The sequence below is a fragment of the Microcoleus sp. ARI1-B5 genome (genome assembly GCF_036705795.1).
Taxonomy (GTDB): domain Bacteria; phylum Cyanobacteriota; class Cyanobacteriia; order Cyanobacteriales; family Microcoleaceae; genus Microcoleus.
In genome coordinates, this window is sequence record NZ_JAUBVK010000002.1 from 114,014 (window position 1) to 132,681 (window position 18,668).

At 47.0% G+C, this 18,668-nt stretch carries 13 protein-coding genes; 11 read left to right on the forward strand and 2 right to left on the reverse strand.

Annotated features, from left to right (window positions below; all coding sequences use genetic code 11):
- Nucleotides 1-73 precede the first annotated feature (73 nt).
- On the reverse strand, nt 74-2,551 hold the full coding sequence (locus QUB63_RS03355) for an ATP-dependent Clp protease ATP-binding subunit (RefSeq protein ID WP_332943386.1): 2,478 nt from the start codon (nt 2,549-2,551) through the stop codon (nt 74-76).
- A gap of 705 nt (nt 2,552-3,256) precedes the next feature.
- Here QUB63_RS03355 and QUB63_RS03360 point away from each other — a divergent pair.
- The 8 genes from QUB63_RS03360 to QUB63_RS03395 all read left to right on the forward strand — a co-directional run bounded on the left by QUB63_RS03360 (nt 3,257) and on the right by QUB63_RS03395 (nt 14,363).
- Nucleotides 3,257-5,332 (forward strand): histidine phosphatase family protein, encoded by a 2,076-nt coding sequence (locus tag QUB63_RS03360; RefSeq protein WP_332943387.1) that lies wholly within the window; start codon nt 3,257-3,259, stop codon nt 5,330-5,332.
- A 104-nt stretch (nt 5,333-5,436) separates the two neighbouring features.
- Nucleotides 5,437-5,631: a hypothetical protein gene (locus QUB63_RS03365; RefSeq protein WP_332943388.1), complete on the forward strand. Its 195-nt coding sequence runs from the start codon at nt 5,437-5,439 to the stop codon at nt 5,629-5,631.
- A gap of 92 nt (nt 5,632-5,723) precedes the next feature.
- Nucleotides 5,724-8,018, forward strand: a complete 2,295-nt coding sequence (locus QUB63_RS03370) for an ABC transporter substrate-binding protein (protein WP_332943389.1) — start codon at nt 5,724-5,726, stop codon at nt 8,016-8,018.
- Nucleotides 8,019-8,513: 495 nt separating this feature from the next.
- Nucleotides 8,514-9,284: a carbonic anhydrase gene (locus tag QUB63_RS03375; RefSeq protein WP_332943390.1), complete on the forward strand. Its 771-nt coding sequence runs from the start codon at nt 8,514-8,516 to the stop codon at nt 9,282-9,284.
- A gap of 95 nt (nt 9,285-9,379) precedes the next feature.
- Entirely contained in the window at nt 9,380-9,811 is a 432-nt protein-coding gene (locus QUB63_RS03380) for a hypothetical protein (protein ID WP_332943391.1), read from the forward strand.
- Nucleotides 9,812-9,847: 36 nt separating this feature from the next.
- Nucleotides 9,848-10,567, forward strand: coding sequence for a mechanosensitive ion channel family protein (locus QUB63_RS03385; RefSeq protein WP_332943392.1), 720 nt, complete (start codon nt 9,848-9,850; stop codon nt 10,565-10,567).
- 204 nt (nt 10,568-10,771) lie between these two features.
- Complete coding sequence (locus QUB63_RS03390; protein ID WP_332943393.1) at nt 10,772-12,901, forward strand: adenylate/guanylate cyclase domain-containing protein; 2,130 nt, start codon at nt 10,772-10,774, stop codon at nt 12,899-12,901.
- 10 nt (nt 12,902-12,911) lie between these two features.
- Nucleotides 12,912-14,363, forward strand: coding sequence for a mechanosensitive ion channel family protein (locus QUB63_RS03395; protein ID WP_332943394.1), 1,452 nt, complete (start codon nt 12,912-12,914; stop codon nt 14,361-14,363).
- Nucleotides 14,364-14,497: 134 nt separating this feature from the next.
- Here QUB63_RS03395 and rimI read toward each other — a convergent pair whose 3' ends face one another.
- Nucleotides 14,498-15,157, reverse strand: a complete 660-nt coding sequence (rimI, locus tag QUB63_RS03400) for a ribosomal protein S18-alanine N-acetyltransferase (protein WP_332943395.1) — start codon at nt 15,155-15,157, stop codon at nt 14,498-14,500.
- 159 nt (nt 15,158-15,316) lie between these two features.
- On the opposite strand from rimI, the gene lysA reads away from it, so the two are divergent.
- From lysA to QUB63_RS03415, 3 genes are all read left to right on the forward strand, one after another.
- A complete protein-coding gene (gene lysA, locus QUB63_RS03405; protein WP_332943396.1) occupies nt 15,317-16,756 on the forward strand; it encodes a diaminopimelate decarboxylase in 1,440 nt (479 codons plus the stop codon).
- Nucleotides 16,757-16,932: 176 nt separating this feature from the next.
- Nucleotides 16,933-17,826: a diadenylate cyclase CdaA gene (cdaA, locus tag QUB63_RS03410; protein ID WP_332943397.1), complete on the forward strand. Its 894-nt coding sequence runs from the start codon at nt 16,933-16,935 to the stop codon at nt 17,824-17,826.
- A gap of 20 nt (nt 17,827-17,846) precedes the next feature.
- Entirely contained in the window at nt 17,847-18,593 is a 747-nt protein-coding gene (locus QUB63_RS03415) for an isoprenyl transferase (RefSeq protein ID WP_293251592.1), read from the forward strand.
- Nucleotides 18,594-18,668 lie beyond the last annotated feature (75 nt).

The following is an 18,668-nucleotide window of genomic DNA, read 5'->3' on the forward strand; positions in this document are numbered from 1 at the left end:
AGGATTTTGAGTTATTTGCGATCGCCCGATTGGTTATTTCACAACTTTACTCGCGATCGCGCGCCACTCAACCTTACTCAGCACCTTGGGGTAGCAATTCCCGCTTTTGACCTTGCAGCACCTTAACAACTCCGTCCTCGCCGACATCCACAACAGCGATATCGCCGTCTTTGATGCGGCCAGAAAGGATTTCCTCAGCCAAGCTGTCTTCCAACAACCGCATAATGGCGCGGCGCAGGGGTCGAGCTCCGTAGCTGGGGTTGTAGCCTTCTTCTACCAGCCGTTCTTTGAATTTTTCGGTCACTTCGAGAGTGATTCCCTGTTCTGTCAAGCGGCCGAACACTTCTTTGAGCATGATAACGGCGATTTCCTTCACTTCTTCCCTGTTCAACTGACGGAAGACGATAATTTCGTCAAGTCGGTTGAGGAATTCTGGGCGGAAGTAGTTCTTGAGTTCTTCATTAACCAAAGAGCGAATGCGGTTGTAATTAGCATCGGCTTGGTTGTCGCCGAACTCGAAACCGAGGCCGCCGCCACCTTTTTCGATGACCTTAGAACCGATGTTGGAGGTCATAATCAGCAGCGTGTTTTTGAAGTCCACGGTGCGACCTTTGGCATCTGTTAAGCGGCCGTCTTCCAATATTTGCAAGAGCATATTGAAGACATCGGGGTGGGCTTTTTCGATTTCGTCGAACAAGACTACCGTGTAAGGACGGCGGCGGACTGCTTCTGTGAGTTGGCCGCCTTCGTTGTAGCCGACGTAGCCCGGAGGGGAACCGATAAGTTTGGAGACGGTGTGACGTTCCATGTATTCGGACATATCCAGCCGAATCATGGCGTCTTCGGAACCGAAGAAATAGCCGGCTAGGGCTTTGGTGAGTTCGGTTTTGCCGACGCCTGTGGGCCCGGAGAAGATGAAACTGGCGATCGGGCGATTGGGATTTTTCAAGCCGACGCGAGCGCGGCGGATGGCGCGGGAAACGGCTTTCACTGCTTCTTCCTGGCCGATCAAGCGCTGGTGCAAGGTATCTTCCATGTGCAGCAGTTTTTCGGATTCAGATTCAGTCAGTTTGTTAACCGGTACGCCCGTCCAACTTGCGACGATTTGAGCGATATCTTCTTCGGTAACTACTGGCGATGGGTCGGTTTCGCCGGTGCGGGCCGAGTCGGTTTTTTTGGCTTGGGAAATAGCGCGAATTTCGGCTTTGATCGTCATTTCCCGATCGCGCAATTCGCCGGCTTTGTCAAAGTCTTGAGAACGCACCGCTTCGTCTTTATCTTTGAGGACTTGGCGGAGTTCCTTGTCAAGTTCTTTAGCTGCGGGGGGCAGTTGGGAGTTGATCAGGCGGACTCTAGAACCTGCTTCGTCTACCAAGTCAATGGCTTTGTCTGGGAGGAAGCGGTCAGAGATGTAGCGGTGAGAGAGTTTGGCTGCGGCTTCCAGGGCCGTATCCAAGATTTTCAGCTTGTGGTGCTGTTCGTAGCGTTCCCGCAGGCCGAAGAGAATCTCGATCGTCTCGTCAACGGTGGGTTCGCCGACCATGACCGGCTGGAAGCGCCGTTCTAGGGCTGCATCGCGCTCGATGTGCTTGCGGTACTCGTCGAGGGTCGTAGCGCCGATACACTGGAGTTCGCCTCTTGCCAAAGCCGGCTTGAGAATGTTGGCTGCGTCGATCGCCCCTTCAGCCGCACCTGCACCTATCAAAGTGTGCACTTCGTCAATCACCAAAATCACGTTACCCGCAGTGCGGATTTCGTCCATGATTTTTTTGAGGCGCTCTTCAAATTCGCCCCGGTATTTCGTACCGGCGACGAGGAGGCCGATGTCGAGGGTGACGACGCGCTTGTCTTCGAGGATGTCTGGGATATCGTTGTTAGCGATGCGCTGGGCGAGGCCTTCGGCGATCGCAGTTTTACCGACTCCGGGTTCGCCGATGAGTACCGGGTTATTTTTGGTACGGCGACCGAGGATTTGAATTACCCGTTCGATTTCTTTTTGCCGTCCGACTACTGGGTCAAGCTTGCCATCGACGGCCATTTGAGTCAGGTTGGCACCGAATTCGTCGAGGGTTGGGGTTTTGGTGCGAGCGCCGCCGCCGGTGGCTGCGACTTCTGCGGTTTCTCCCAGCATCCGAATCACTTGGGTGCGGACTTTCGACAAGTCTACTCCCAGATTTTCCAGGACTCTGGCCGCTACTCCTTCACCTTCGCGGATCAGGCCCAGCAGCAGGTGTTCGGTGCCTATGTAATTGTGTCCGAGTTGGCGGGCTTCTTCGAGGGACAGTTCTAGAACCCGCTTGGCGCGGGGGGTGAACGGAATTTCGACTGCTACGAAGCCCGAACCGCGCCCGATGATTTTTTCGACCTCAATCCGAGCATCTTTGAGGTTTACCCCCATTGATTTGAGGACTTTAGCCGCAACTCCGGTTCCTTCCCCGATCAGACCCAGGAGGATCTGTTCTGTCCCTACGAAGTTGTGACCCAGGCGGCGAGCTTCTTCCTGGGCCAACATGATTACTTTTATTGCTTTTTCTGTGAAGCGTTCAAACATGGTTTATTCCCACCTGCTATGTGCCCGTTTTGAGGTCACGCTCGCACAACGAGCGTTTTTGTTCGAGTGTTAACTCGTAATGCCAATTTTAGCGCGACACTCCCACCGCGAAAGCCGCACTCGGCTGCGGTTGCAGATTCCAGGCTCATGTTGCAGGGTGGCTTTCAACTGGGAAGACCCAAATGGTGGCTGACCTACAACCTCCCCTAGACTGCAAGAAGATTGCTCTTCTCGGCCTGTGCCCAACCTACGACTGCGTATTGATGGATTCTAGCACAATCTTTTTGGCTCTTATGCAGGTGCAAAAGTGATAATTCTCGAATTACAGGGCGGGTTTTATACAAAACTTATTAGTTTGATGCAGGATCTATGTCCTAAGCTAGATAGAAGTTAAGCTGCGGCCCATCTCCAGAATCTGTTGGTTTGCGAGGGCGAGAGCGAGCTGGGCTTTACTCATCTAAAATTTTGCCCCCGATCCGTTGAAGATGTGGGTAGTCTTCATGTTGTCTATTGTGCGATCGCTCCCGATCGATTAGTGAGTGTTGATACACTCCGAGGAGTTTGGATCAGACTATACTCTGCACGGTCAAAGACATTGCTTTCGTAGCAGAGTGCTTTGGTCGTTAACTCGTCTGACTTAAAAGTCTGAAACTTCAATTTGGGAAAAGAATCTAAATCCCGTTTAAGGCGTAGTGAAAGTAAAAAATGAACACTAGAAACTTAGATGACCAGGTAGAAAGTACCGAAAATGGCTCGATCGAAGTTACAAGTAAATTCCACGATGCAGCCACAACTTCTGCAGCTTCACCAAAAGAATTCAATGCAGAACAGCTAGGACGTGTCTACTTTATTCGGCACGGTGAAAGTACCAGTAACGAACGCAACATTTTTGCAGGAGTTCTGGATGTTGACCTCACATCCTTTGGCCGGTTGCAGGCGCGCCGTGCAGGTGTTGACCTGAAGAAAAAAGGTACAAAGTTTGACGCCGTATATGTCTCACACATGAGACGCGCTAGGCAAACCTGTGAAATCGCCCTTGCTGAAAGTCAAGCACTAAAGTCGCCAAATACCCCCGTTCAGATAGACCATCGAATTAGCGAGAAATCCTTTGGCATTTTTGCAGGCCGCAACCTAAATCTGCTTCGTCTAGCCTTGGGCTACGAAGGCTTTGAGGAAATGTTGCATTCACACAACGAAGCACCTCCGGCGGGCGAAAAGATTGCCCAAGTTTACTATCGCGCTGCAAATTTCTACGAAGACAAAGTTGTACCGCACTTAAAACGGGGCGAAACGGTTTTAGTAGTGTGCCACCAATATGTATTGGAGCCTTTAGCACTTTACTTAAGCGATTTACCGCCGACTGATTACAAACATTTGAAACTGCCCAATGGTAAAGCTCTCAGCGGTGTGGATCTAGTCAATTTTCGCAACAAGGAATCCGGCGGTGCCGCTTCTCTGCGGAAAGAGATCAACGATCTTTCAATTATGTGGGCGATTTTGATCTATGCCGTTGCCTTCTTGCTGGGAAGTTTGGTAGGGGCAATCACCGCCGCCGCAGGAGGGATTCCGCCAGCGCTATTTCGATCGATAATCGTTGCGTGTCTGGCCGCCTCAACATTTTATACCTACCTGGACATTGACTTTGCCGCCAGTAAACGCAAAGTAACTTCTACTGTGAAGTATCTAGTTTACGGGTGGATGGCAGTGCGATGGGCAGTTGGGCTATTATTAATATTTTCTGGACTCTTGTATCAGAGTCCCGCCGATCTGTACAAAGTTTTGTGGGTGCTGTTTTGGATGGTTCCACCAGCCCTTACTTCCCCAGTTTTATCGGTGCTTTGGGGCGGTAATCTTTATCCGTCGGCTGTTTTGTCAAGGACGTTATCCATCGTTGCTCCCCTGGCGCTTCTGGCTACATTGAAGGTTGCCAATTTACCCATTAACGTTGACAGCCTGATCTTTTTCGGTATCATTCTAATAGTTGGTCTGGCAATACCGGGAGCGATCGCCCAGTTTTGGCGCGACAAATCCCCGGTTGAATCAAACCACCACAGTAAGAACTGGAAATTTATCGGCGTGCTGGCTGTTGCATTAATGGCCTTGGCAACAGGGTTTCAGTTTACTCCTGCAACATTCCTCAGCGATATATTTTCCTCAACGGATACAGCGCGATCGCTAGCTTGTTTGCAGCAGCTTGCATTGGCAACATTAGTCTTTGTCTCGATGCGCGTAGCAGCTACATTAACCTCTGTATTTACAAAGGGCAAGCTAAGCAAGGCAGAAGCTCGGGATGCTTATATCCTGCTGGTGAATCCCAACTTTTTCCTTTGGGCGGCTCTTTTCATCGGTGTTAGTGCAACTACTTCAGATGTGAAGTATGCAATTTTTTGGGCATCGCTGGGCTTTTTCTGCATCCCTCTCGTCGAACAGATATTGTTCATGAATTCATTTGGCAATGACATATTGAGAGAAACACTGCGCTCTTCGAGAGTGGCAACAGAAGATGTTAAAAAGCTTTTCTTGCAATTGGATACGGATGGAAGTAAGGCGCTAGATCGCTCTGAGATTATGGAGTTGTTAGGGCTGATCGAAGATATGACAACAGGCGAACGCAGCTCAGAAGAAATTAGAAGCTACGTCACTGATTATCTGTTCAACATTCTTGACAGCGATGGCAATGGCAGTGTTGATTTAGCAGAATTAGAAGAGTATGTATCAACCTATGGGTTGGTTGCCAACCTGAACGTCGTCTCTGCTAGTGCATCCCCAGTTGGAGCATAAGTGGCGATCGCCCGGAGTTGATACTAATGGCTATGACAGAATTTACAAAAGTTCTGTCATAGCCAAGTTCAATAGAGGGGCAATTTACAGATTCAGCGGCGTGGATGCTTGTACTCCAAAAAAAAGCCTACGAAATCAGCAAAGCTGAAGTTACCATCAAGCGCCAGAATCAAGCCATCAGCCAACAGCAAGAAGGCGCTGATACCCTAGTCCAAGCAAAACTTGCCCTCGAAGCAGCCGAGGGCAATACAGGGAAGTTCGTCGGGATTGTGATTGTTTCGATATATCGAGCGAGATAATTAACCTACTTTGGCCTTGACTATGACATAAGGCATTGGTTGAATTACGGATATATGTTTTGACTTTTTACCTATTGAATGGTTGGATAAAAATGCGTGGAAGAAAAGTTATTATCTGGTTAGCCCTTGTTTTGTTAGCCCTAACAGTGAGTATAGGTACTGCTATCTTCAACAAACAAAACCAAGAAAATATAACTATAGCGATCGCAGCTCCCTTAACCAATGCAGGGGAAGCGACAGAAATAGCAGGAAAGTCAATGCTCCGAGGCGCTGAACTCTACGTCAAGGAGGTCAATAGGGCAGGGGGAATTGGTGGCAAGCACCTGACGCTACAAGTCTATGACGACCAAGCCAAACCCAACGCGGCTGAAGAAGTAGCTAAGAAAATTGTTCAGTCAAAAGCAGTCGCCGTCATCGGTCACTATTCCAGCAGCACATCTAAGGCAGCCGGAAAAATTTATCAAGCCTACGGTATTCCAGCTATCAGCGGTTCAGCGACTGCTGATTCAGTCACCCAGGGGAATGATTGGTATTTTCGCACGATTTTTGCCGACAGCTTTCAGGGCAAATTTATCGCTTATTACCTGAGAAAAGTTCTGGGATATTCAAAAATTTGTCTCATCCACGGCTACGATGCTTATGGTTTAGGTTTAGGTCAAACTATTGAAGCGGCTTTCCGAGAATTGGGAGGAGACATAATCACCAAGTGGCAACTAGATAAAAATCAAAACAAAGCTACAGACCAGGTTATTATTCAACAATTGCAGGAACTCAAAGAGCTCGATCGAGTTCCAGAAGCAGTTGTCTTGGCTACTAATCGCGACCAAGTGACGAACTTGCTTGCTGAAATGAAAAATCGCCATCTGGATTTTCCCGTATTTGGTGGCGATGATTTAGGGGATGTGGCTATTGCTCAAGCCTTTACGGAGCGCCCTGAAGAAAAGGAAAGTCCTGGCTTCTTTACGAACGGTCTTTACGCCACAGTCCCGCTCATTTATGACGTTGCTGACGATCGGATTCTACAATTTAGGAGAAGATTTGAACAGACTTACGGAACTGCTCCTGGTTGGTCGGCTGGTTCTTACTATGATGCTGTCAGTGCGGTGGTGGAAGCCATTAATCGGACTCAATTGACGAAGAAAGATTTACCAAAAGCGACTTTTACGGGGAAAGACATCAAACAAGACCGTTACTTGGTTAGAGAGGGTTTGGCTGCGATCGACAGCCCAGAGACAGCGATTCAAACAGGAACTAGAACCTTTTACTTGGATGAGCAACGAAATGCTGTTGTCCCTATTGCTGTGGGACTGTTTGACAAAGCGAATCTTGTCTCGGCTTTTACCCAACTGCAAAATATTCCCAACATCAGAAAAGTTGCCAATCTAGAGTCACAAATCAAGAACAGCAATATCGTGCAAATCGGGCAGCAATTCCTGCAAAAGACAAACATCATTTACGCTGGTATTGATATCAATAAAATTGGCTCCCTAGACGAAAAAACTTCAACCTATTTAGTCGATTGTTATCTGTGGTTTAGATATAAAGGAGAACTAGATGCTGATAATATTGAATTCATCAATTATGGCATAAATCGGCTCGATTCGGGGGAAAAATTAAAACTTAGCGACCCCATAAAAGTTGGGAAAGAAGCTGGTGTAAATCATAAAGTATACCGGATTAAAGCAGATTTTCATGAAGAGTTTGATTTTCACAATTATCCGTTCGACGCTCAGCGTTTGTCGGTGAGATTTCGACACGCCAACCTCACCCGAGACAAGCTGATTTACGCAATAGATTTTGTCGGAATGCGCGATAAGTCATCGACCATCAAGGAATTACCTAAACAATGGAAAGAGCAGGTTTTTCAGGAAATCAGCTCTTGGAATCCTGAAAAGGTTTCTTTCTACCAAGATACCCTGACTAACAATTCTACTTTAGGCGATCGCCAAGTTATTGATACCAACTCCAATTTAGAATATTCCCAGTTTAATGCTGTCATCAACATCAAAAGGGACTTACTTGGTTTCAGCATCAAAAATTTGCTGCCCCTCTGGTTCTTTGTGGTTGTGGCATACCTGTTATTGTTTCTTCCCTTTGAGCATCTCTCAGCCGAGGTATTGAGTGGTCTGCTCCTAGCGGTCGTATTTTACCATCTGAGCTTGCTACAGGCTCTGCCAGATGGCGTGGGTTATGTCGTTGCCCTCGACTATGCCTTTTATCTAGTTTACTTGCTACTTGGTTTAGAGCTAGTGCTAGTCATAGTGGGGAATAGAGAGAGTTTCCAAAAAAGTGAAACCAAGCTTAGGCAATTAATGGGGTTTGGAAGAGTGGCTTTTCCCGTCATTATTTTGATGCCTTCTGGTCTGTTTTACTGGTTGTATTTCTAGGTGAATAACTGCCGAAAGATTCCAGAAAAAGCAAATTTTTACAATTTACGCAAAAAACCAAAAGCCAGGTCGAGCGCTACTAAGAATGAGATTCAATCCCTTATTAATACTAAATTGTTATTAAATATGAAAGTTTCAGCACCGAGCCAATCATTAGACATAGGAGTCAAAAGCAAGTCAAGAACCGACAGGATGCCTGTGAAGCGAGAATTATGGGAGAGGTCTATTAGTTTTCCCAAGCTTTTCCGGCGACAGCAACCTCATAAGAATTGTGTTCTTGTGAATTGACAAAAAGCTATTTTTAGCATGAGTATGGTAAAATACTCTTCAAAGGTGGGAAAAGTTAGGTAAAAAACTTTTACAATAAAGCAAAAGGGCAGGGCTATACTAATGCCAAGATTTCTGAAGAACTGTCGGGGCAGTCAAAACGGTTGTGTTGCACTCATCCACGCTCCTGGGCCAAAAAATGCTGTTTAGAACTAATGGTTAACAATAATGGATAGACGAACTTTACTTAAACTCTTGGGATTTGGGGCGCTGGAAATTTCGTTCGGTGTCAGTTTCCCATCGTTGGTGTCTGCTGTTGAACACGGAGTTGAGTGGGGCTATATCGGAGAAAGCGGCGCCCAGAATTGGGGGAACCTGTCTCCCGAATTTCAAGTGTGCAAAACGGGAATCCAGCAATCGCCGATCGATCTGCAAGGAGCGATCGCAGCCCAACTTTCACCAATTGAAATCGATTATAAAGAAAGTCCCCTACGCATCGTCAATAACGGTCATACCATCCAAGTGAACTACGAACCGGGAAGCTCAATTAAGCTGGACGGTGAGACCTTTAACTTGGTGCAATTTCACTTCCACGACCCCAGCGAACACACCATTGATAAAAAACCATTTGACATGGAATTGCATCTAGTACATCGCAGCGAGGCTGGTGCATTAGCAGTGATTGGGGTGTTATTGAAGCAGGGACAACACAATGCAGCCCTGCAACCGATCTGGGACGCATTCCCAAATCGCAACGAACGAGAGCAAGTAGTGAACTCAGTGAAAATAAATGCAGAGCAATTTTTACCAAAAGACCGAAAGGTTTACCGCTACTTTGGCTCTCTGACGACACCACCCTGCTCGCAAGGAGTCAACTGGATTGTGATGCAGCAGCCTATTGAAATCTCACAAAATCAGATCCAGCGATTTGCCAACTTAATATCCATTGACGCCAGACCTGTGCAACCGTTAAACAATCGCTTTGTGTTGCGTTCTTGAATAACGACGAAACAATCCCCGATTTTTAACAAGCAAGTCGGGGTAGTTTAAAGATAATAAACTGCCACGCTGTGTAAGTATCGAATTAGAAAACCATGAAAACTTTTGCAATATCATTTAGAGAAGCTCTTGCTGGTTCTGATTTGGGGAAACTCATTTTTAGTGGAGACATCTCGATCGTCCACATACCTATACCGCTGTTCAAAATCGTTCTGAGCGTCATTGTCCTCACACTTACCCTGGCGTTAAAACAAGTTTTCTCCGAAGTTATCATTCGCAGAATCGAGCGCCTGACTAGCAAAACGCAGACCACCTTTGACGATGAGTTGGTCGAGATTATCAAGCAACCTTTAAACTGGCTGATTGTCATCGGTGGACTCTGGATAGTGCAGCTAATTCTGGCAGAAAATTTCAGCCCTGAATTGAACGAAAAAGTAGAAGGTATTCTCAGGTTTGGTGCTTACGCTACTTTCGCCTTTATTGTTTACCGTGCCGCTCCTGTGTTGGGAGAGGTGCTTAAACTATAGGCGCTCAAAAGTGAAACCGAGTTAGACGATTTGCTCGTGCCCTATCTGCCGAAATTGTTTCAGGTGCTGGCGATCGCGATTATCTTGCTCAAAGCAAGTGAGGTGTTTTTGGGTGCATCGGCAGGGGCACTCATCGGTCTGCTTGGTGGAGCGGGTGTTGCCATAGGTTTGTTACTCAAAGACCTGATCTATGACTTGTGTTGTACCATCATTATCTACGTAGATAATCTGTTTCGACCCGGTGACCAAGTGACGATGCCTGGAATAGAGGGTCTAATTAAGGTGGAACAGGTGGGACTCAGAAGTACAACGCTTCGTATACTGAGCAGAAACACTATCCAAAAAGTGCCCAATTCTAAAATGATTAATGGAGTCGTTGAAAATTGCTTCCAATTGGTAGGGAATGATAATTCAATAGGTATCAACTTCACCCTGAAAATAGATGGTATTTCGGCAGAAAAAACCGAAAAAATTTGTATGGGTCTTCGAGAAATTCCGAAGTCTATTGAGATATTGACTGAAAAATTTTTTATCTACTTTAGCGAAATAAATCAAAATTCTCGTGTCATTAAAATTCGGGTTTTTGCTAAGACTAATGGTAATCCTCAATTATACTTTGATACCATCGAAAAAATCAACCTAGCGATACTGACTCTACTGGAGAAAGAGCAGATTAATCTATTCTCCTATTATCCGGTGCAATTTCAAACCAACCTTGGAGAAGCTCAAAATAACTTAGAACCGATCGAAAATTGACAAAGCCGACAAATACACCACAGGCATTAGACTTCTCCGAAAAAGAATGTAGAGACGCGAAATCTTGCGTCTCTATATTAATTAGACAAGAGACTTTTCCAACAATTAGTCTAAAATATTTGTAGCAGAATGGTTAAAATGGAATTTATGGAGATGTCTAGTCTAAAATCGAGAAATAAGGCAAATAATATCAGGAAACATCCTATGCAATTACTTAAGCAGTTAAGTATAAAGACAAAACTCATAGTCATTTTGCTGGTAGTCAGCCTTTGCGCTATGCTCGCCAGCACCTATATATGCTCTAGCAGTGGGAAAGCTACTATAACCGAAAAAGTCTTCAACCAATTAACCAGCCTTCGGGCTGCCAAGACTTATCAAATCCAAGATTATTTTGAAAGCCTTTACCACCACAGCCAAACCCTAAGCGAAGATTTGACAGTCGTCGGTGCCATGCAAGATTTCAAGACAGCCTACCGCCAACTTCAAGAATCAACAGTACCAGCGGATTTTGACAAAAAAATTGATACCTACTACCAGACACAATTTATACCCAAACTAACGCGAACTAACGAGGGTTCGCCTGTTCTGGCATCCTACACGCCAAAAACCGCCGCTGCCCGTTACTTGCAGTACCACTACATCGCTGCTAACCCCAACCCCGTTGGCAAAAAACTTCTCCTTGACAACCCAGGCGATGCCAGCGCTTACAGCCGCGCTCACGCCCGCTACCACCCTATTTTTCGCAATATAGTTGAAAAATACGGTTACTACGATATGTTTTTGATCGATCCCGAAGGAACAGTTGTCTACACGGTTTTTAAAGAAGCCGATTTTACCACAAACTTAACCGACGGCCCCTACAACGAGAGTAACCTAGCATCCGCGATCGCCGCCGCCCGACAAGCAAATGGAACGGGCTATGTAAAAATAGTAGATTTTAAGCCCTACACCCCTTCTGGGAGTGCGCCTGCGGCTTTTATCGCTGCCCCAATCTTTAACGGCTCCCAATTCATTGGTGTTTTGGCCCTCCAGCTTCCCGTTGACAAAATTAACAATGTGATGACTGGTAACAAAAATTGGAAACAAAATGGTTTGGGCGATTCAGGAGAAACTTATCTGGTGGGGTCGGATTATTTGATGCGCTCTGCGTCTCGTTTCCAGATTGAAGACCCAGAAGGTCATGCAAAAACTCTACGCTCGATCGGCACTGATGAAAAGACCATCAAGAAAATCAAAGAATTTAATACTACCATCCTCCTACAGGAAGTGCAAACAAAAGCAGTGAAGGAAGCGTTGTTTGGGAAACAGGGAACGCAGGTGCTCGACGATTATCGTAATATTCCGGTTTTGAGTTCTTATGCTCCACTAGAGATTGATGGATTGAGGTGGGTTATCGTGGCGGAGATAGATGTTTCTGAAGCCTATGCCCCAATTCACTCGTTTGAAAAAACAGTTTTGATTGGGGCTACTTTAATCATCGCGCTAATCACGCTTGTTGCCATGTGGCTGAGTGCAATCTTTGTCAAACCCATCAAGACGTTAATCGCTAGCGCCCGCAAGGTAGGGGCTGGGGAATTTGATGCGGTTGTCAAATCGGGTTCGCAAGATGAATTTGGAGACTTAGCTAAGTCATTTAACCAAACGATAGGCAGCCTTCGTGCCGAAACTCAACTAATCGAACAGGAAAATCGCCAAAATGAAGCATTAGTCTTAAGTATATTTAGTCCCGCCATAGCCAAACGCCTCAAACAGGGCGATCGAGAAATTGCCGAGCAGATTTCTAATGTCTCGGTCTTGTTTTCAGACCTCCACCAATTCACCAAGCTCACTCACTCAATGTCCCCTCAAGAGGTTGTTGCCTTGCTTAATGAACTGGTAACAGCCTTCGATGAAATGACAGAAAAATACGGCCTTGAGAAGATTAAAACTATTGGTGACGGCTACATGGCTGTATGCGGGCTTGGTGTGCCGCGTCTGGATCATGACAAACGCACGGTAGATTTTGCTTTAGAAATGCTGTCGTTTGTCCGCCGATTTAGTTATGAAAAAGACTTGCATCTAGATTTGCGGATCGGCATCAATTCAGGAGATGTGGTTGCAGGCGTGATTGGCAAAAATAAATTGCTCTACGATGTTTGGGGCGATACTGTAAATATTGCCAATAGGTTGAAGTCGGCTTGTGGGCCGGGAGCAATCTTAGTTTCTCAAGACATTTGCGATCGCTTGACCGAACTATACGATTTTGAGCTGGTTGGTGAAATTCAAGAACCAGGAAAAGAACAGCTAGTGGCTTGGCAAATCAAAAATTCTAAGCTTCCCATAAGTGTTCGATAGGAAGAAGTATATGAGTAATTTAAGCTTTTCAAACGACTGGCAAACCTGGGCGTTAATTGTCGGATTAGGCTTCCCATTCCTGGTAGTTTTACTAGGAGAAGTTATTTATCATCTACAAAGGCGCGGTAGACCGCTGGCGGCTACCCTGATGGTTGTAAAAAACCTCGTCTTGCCCATCTTAATGCTGATGGTTTTAATCAGGAATGTCCTGACGCTTGACGTTAATGGGAATTTTCCCAAGCTCGTCGCAACGCTGTTCTGGATATCTGTTATCTACGCCTCTCTCTCGCTGTTTAATGTGATTTTGTTTGAAGAAGCGGAGGCGAATACATGGCGGGCGCGGATGCCCAAACTGCTGATCGATCTTTCTAGGTTGTTTTTGGTGCTTGTGGGAAGCGCGATCGTACTGGCGGCAGTGTGGGGTGCTGATTTGGCCGGTCTTGCTACCGGATTGGGCGTTAGCTCGATCGTGATCGGTTTGGCGCTTCAGGATACATTGGGCAGCATCATGTCTGGCATTGCGCTGCTTTTGGAACGCCCCTTCAGTGTCGGTGATTGGTTGCGTATTGGAGAGATCGAAGGGCAGGTAGTTGATATCAATTGGCGATCGGTTCGCCTGCTAACTCTCGAACGCCAAGTGATTATTGTTCCCCATCAGTTCATTGGAAAAGAAATAATCCGTAATTACAGCCAACCAGAACGCATTTACAACCAACGCCTCAATATTGGCTTTTCCTACGATACCCCCCCTAACCTGGTGAAGCAGGTACTACTAAGTACAGCTTTGGCTACACAAGGAATATTAGCCGAACCCGAACCAGAGATCAAAACCACATCCTATGATGAGACTGCAATTATCTATGAGGTGGAGTTTTTTATCGAAAACTTTGAGGATGTGGAGCAGATACTCGATCGATTTATGACGCGAGTCTGGTACGCAGCGCAGCGAAACAACCTGACGCTATATCGCTACCGATACGAATATGCTGTGGAAGCTGCTGATAAGGCAGATAGCGCTTCAAGTAAGTTAGCCCAAAGCCTGCACTCAATTCCCGGATTTATGCCTTTAGCTAGAGAACCCAAAAATTTGGATGACTTAACTAAGGGAACTATTTTACAGAAGTTTGGTGCAGGAGAGAAAGTCATCCGGCAGGGCGAGCCTGGTAATGCTTTGTACATTATCATTGCGGGTCAGGCTAAGGTAACAGTTACGAACAAGTTCGGCATGGAGTTGGAGGTAATGACTATCTTGCGCGGTGAGTTTTTTGGCGAGATGGCACTGTTTAGTGGGGAACCGAGTCCGGTATCGATCGTCGCCGTTGACGATTTGCAAGTTTTTGTGATCTACTCGGATGCTGTCAATACGATGATTGAACGTCAACCAAGCTTGGGGCGCGAGATAGGTCAAATTATAGAAGCGCGAAGCAAAGCGGTAAGTATGGCTGTTCAGGCAGATGTTTAGTCCAATGCTGAGGTTGATTGCATATTAGGATGATGATGAAAGCGCTAATCATGCAGAGATTTGATTTCTGTTTGAGTAAATTCAATTCTTAGCATAACTGGAATCCCCAAAGTAGGCTGCTCAAAACTCAAAACTCACAACTCAAAACTATCGATCGACGGCTGCCAGTTTTTCTGGAGGAGCCGATCGCAAATTTGCTGTTTCTCGATCGCCAAATATTGCTCAAATTCCGGTTTTTCAATGCCGCTGCGCCACATAATCGCAGCATCTTCTCCTGTGTCTGCGTAGTATCGCTTGCGCCGTCCTGCCTCCTTAAAGCCAAATTTGTTGTACAGAGACAGTGCGATCGAATTAGAAGTTCGCACTTCTAAAGTTGCCCGTTCTAACTGTCTGCGGTGTGCCGATTTTAGCAATGCCCAAAGCAGAGCTTGCCCCAAACCCTGACCCTGAAAGCGCGGATCGATCGCCAAAATTGTAATGTGAGCTTCTTCTAAAATTGCCCACAGACAACCCAAACCGATGAGGGTTGGTGGAAGTTGTAGGGGCGGTGGATGGTGCGTGTCCGCCGCGTTTTGAGGGGTGAGAATATCAAAAGACTCAAGTTGGCTGTCCAATCTTGCCGATCCGCCGGAACCGGTTGCGGATGCCCACAAACCCAGTAAATCGCTGTTAGGACTGTCTAACTCGCGCCTGTAGCCTTCGATCGTCCAAAGTCCGCCAAAACACAGGCGATCGAGCTCGACTGCACTGTTGAGGTGTTCGGCGTTGATATGTTTAATTTCTAGAAAAGGCACGGCGGTCAATTGTACACTAGGAAATAAAGTAGCGATTAATTTTTTTTGCTATGGTCAAGTAATTAATCAGTCTCCAGACTTTAGTCTACAGCAGCGACTGTTCACTGCTGACTGAGGAATGCTGACGCATGAAAATAACCAAGGAGAGTTATTGCGCCGATGGTATCAACTCAATCTCTCAGGGTGGAATCTGGACTCGATCAGCCGTCAGAGTCTCCAGAATCCCTGAAAAGTCGTAGCGTAGCGGGGCGTAAGCCATCGCCCAATCAACAACTTTTACCGCTGACAGCTAAAGTTAACAGCCGAGACAGGCTGGAAATCGGAGGCTGCGAGGTGACAGCCTTGGTAGAGCAATTTGGCTCACCGCTGTACATTTTAGACGAAGAAACGCTGCGGACGACTTGCGCCCAGTACCGCGATGCTTTCAAGCATTACTATCCGGGCGAAACTCAAGTGCTCTATGCTTCTAAGGCTTGGAGTTGTTTGGCGGTTTGTGCGATCGCAGCTTCGGAAGGTTTAGGCATCGATGTCGTATCTGCCGGCGAAATCCGCACTGCACTGAAAGCTGGTGTCAGTCCCGATAAAATCTATTTCCACGGTAACAACAAGTCCCGCGAGGAACTCCAGCTAGCTGTCGAAAGCGGCTGCACTATCGTAGCCGACAACTGGCATGATTTAGAGACTCTCGCAGCCTTGGGAAGCAGCAAAACCGACGGGCCGATACGAGTTATGGTGCGGTTTACTCCGGGAATTGAGTGTCACACCCACGACTACATTAAGACGGGTCAAATCGACAGTAAATTTGGCTTCGATCCCAATTCGCTCGATGATGTATTTAAGTTCATCAGCGAACAGCCCTGCTTATCTGGTGTGGGAGTCCACGCTCACATCGGCTCTCAGATTTTTGAACTGCAACCCCACCACGATTTAGCGGATGTCATAGTTGGGGCCTTGACAAAAGCGCAGAGTTATGGTTTGCCAGCGACAGAAATTAATATTGGCGGCGGGTTGGGCATTCGCTATACTGAAGCGGACGATCCTCCAAGCATTGAAGATTGGGCTCGGACAGTTTGCACCGCAGTGGTGGCAGCTTGCAAGAAGCGGCCGCAATTGCCATTACCGAAATTGCTGTGCGAACCGGGTCGATCGCTCGTGGGTACAGCTTGCGTCACAGCTTACACTGTTGGCTCTAAAAAAGTCATTCCGGGAGTTAGGACGTATTTATCTGTAGATGGCGGAATGTCGGACAACCCGCGTCCTATTACCTATCAATCAGTTTATCAAGTCCTCGCAGCCGGCAAAATGTCTGCTGAGTTAACGGAAACAGTGACAATTGCAGGGAAACACTGCGAATCAGGCGATATTCTGATTAAAGATGCCAAATTGCCGGAGTGTCAGGCCGGAGATATTCTCGCCGTTACGGCTACAGGGGCATACAATTACAGTATGTCTTCTAACTACAACCGAGTGCCCCGACCGGCAGCGGTTTTAGTGAGAAATGGGGAAGCTCACACGATTTTAGAGCGGGAAACTGACGAGGATTTGCTGAGGTTTGACCGCCTTCCTGAAAGACTCGGAACTCAAAAGAAAAGTAAGTAAAACATAAAAAGTAAAAAGTAAAAAGTAAGATGATTCATTGGGATTTCTTGATGATTGTTTTTGAACTTTTTACTTTTGGCTTGTTCAGTAACGCGATTGGAATAACAACTGTTCATGGTTCATGGGTTCGAGTGCATCACGGTTCGCGGTTCACAGGCGGTAGCGTTCGATGAACCATGAACAATCAACAATCTGGCTATGACTTTGGCCTCGTTCAGTCCTTATTGATTCAGGCGATCGATATTGGACTGGTATTTGCGCTTGCGTATTTGGTGCTCGTCATTGTCGGGGAGCGCCGGACGCTTTGGATGGTACGCGGATTTATTATTTTGATGCTGGCGGCGGCGGTGAGCAACTGGGCTGGATTGAGACTGTTGCACGTGGCGCTCAACAGCTTGGTGACGGGTTCTGCTGTGGCAATGGCGGTAATATTGCAGTCGGAGTTTCGCCGATTTCTGGAACAATTGGGTCGGGGGGAAATTATACAATTGTTTGGACGCGATCGCCGACCAACTCCCGAACCGGACAGCGTAATAGATGAAATTGTGGACGCAGTAAAAGAACTTTCGCAAAACCGCACGGGCGCTTTATTAATTGTAGAAACAGATTCTCCGATCGACGATCGGGATTTTTCTGTGCCGGGAGTGAAGCTAAATGCTGAAGTGTCTAAGGAATTGTTGCAGACTATCTTTCAGCCGCAAACTTTGCTGCACGACGGGGCTGTTTTGATTCGGGCTTCGCGGATCGTGTCGGCGGGGGTAATTTTGCCTTTGTCCGATCGCAGCGCCTCGCGGCAGTTGGGAACCCGCCACCGGGCGGCGATGGGGATTACAGAACGGGTGCAAGCTTGCGTGTGCGTCGTGGTGTCGGAGGAAACGGGTTCGATTTCTCTGGCGCAGATGGGAACTTTAAATCGACCTTTGACTAGCAGCAAACTTAAGGAATTGCTCGAAGCAAAGCTGTTTCCGTCGGAGGGAGAAAGAGTTGTGGCTCCAATTCCGATCGGCAATCTCGGACGCCAGATAGGATTGAAGGGAGTGACACTGTTAAAACGGATACTGCGCCGTTAGTCGGGTAATCGGGAGAAACCATGAGTCAAGGAATTTGCTTGGAAAAGTTGCCTGCGGATCTACAACAAGAACTACTGCCTAAGCACATAGCAGTGATTATGGACGGGAACGGGCGCTGGGCTAAGAATCAGGGGTTGCCGCGGATTGCGGGACACCGCCGGGGGGCTAGCGCTCTCAAGGAACTGCTGCGCTGCTGCAAAGATTGGGGAATTCCAGCTTTAACGGCCTATGCTTTTTCGACGGAGAATTGGGGGCGGCCGGCCGGGGAGGTGGATTTTTTGATGAGTTTGTTTGAAGGCAAGCTGCGGCAAGAATTGCGGGAGATGGTGGACGAGGACGTGCAAATTCAATTTATGGGGAATTTGCAGGCTTTGCCGAAGTCTTTGCAGGCGGAAATCGAGCGCTCTGTGACGGCTACTCAGCACAATCGGGGGATTCTGTTTCGGGTGGCGACGAATTACGGAGGCCGCCAGGAGATTGTACAGGCTTGTCGGGCGATCGCCACTCAGGTGCAAGAGGGCAAGTTGCAGCCGGAGGAGATTGATGAGGTTTTATTTAAACGCTATTTGTATACTGCTGATGTTTGCGATCCGGATTTGCTGATTCGGACGAGCGGGGAAATGCGGCTGAGCAATTTTCTGCTGTGGCAAATGGCTTATTCGGAAATTTACATTACTGAGACGCTGTGGCCGGATTTCGACCGATCGGAATTTCACCGCGCTTTGTCTACTTATCAGCAGCGCAATCGCCGATTTGGCAAAGTCTAACGATTTTGGATTTTGGATTTTGGATTTTAGATTAATTTTTCAGTTTCCAATTAGATGTGGATTCTGAAGTATATT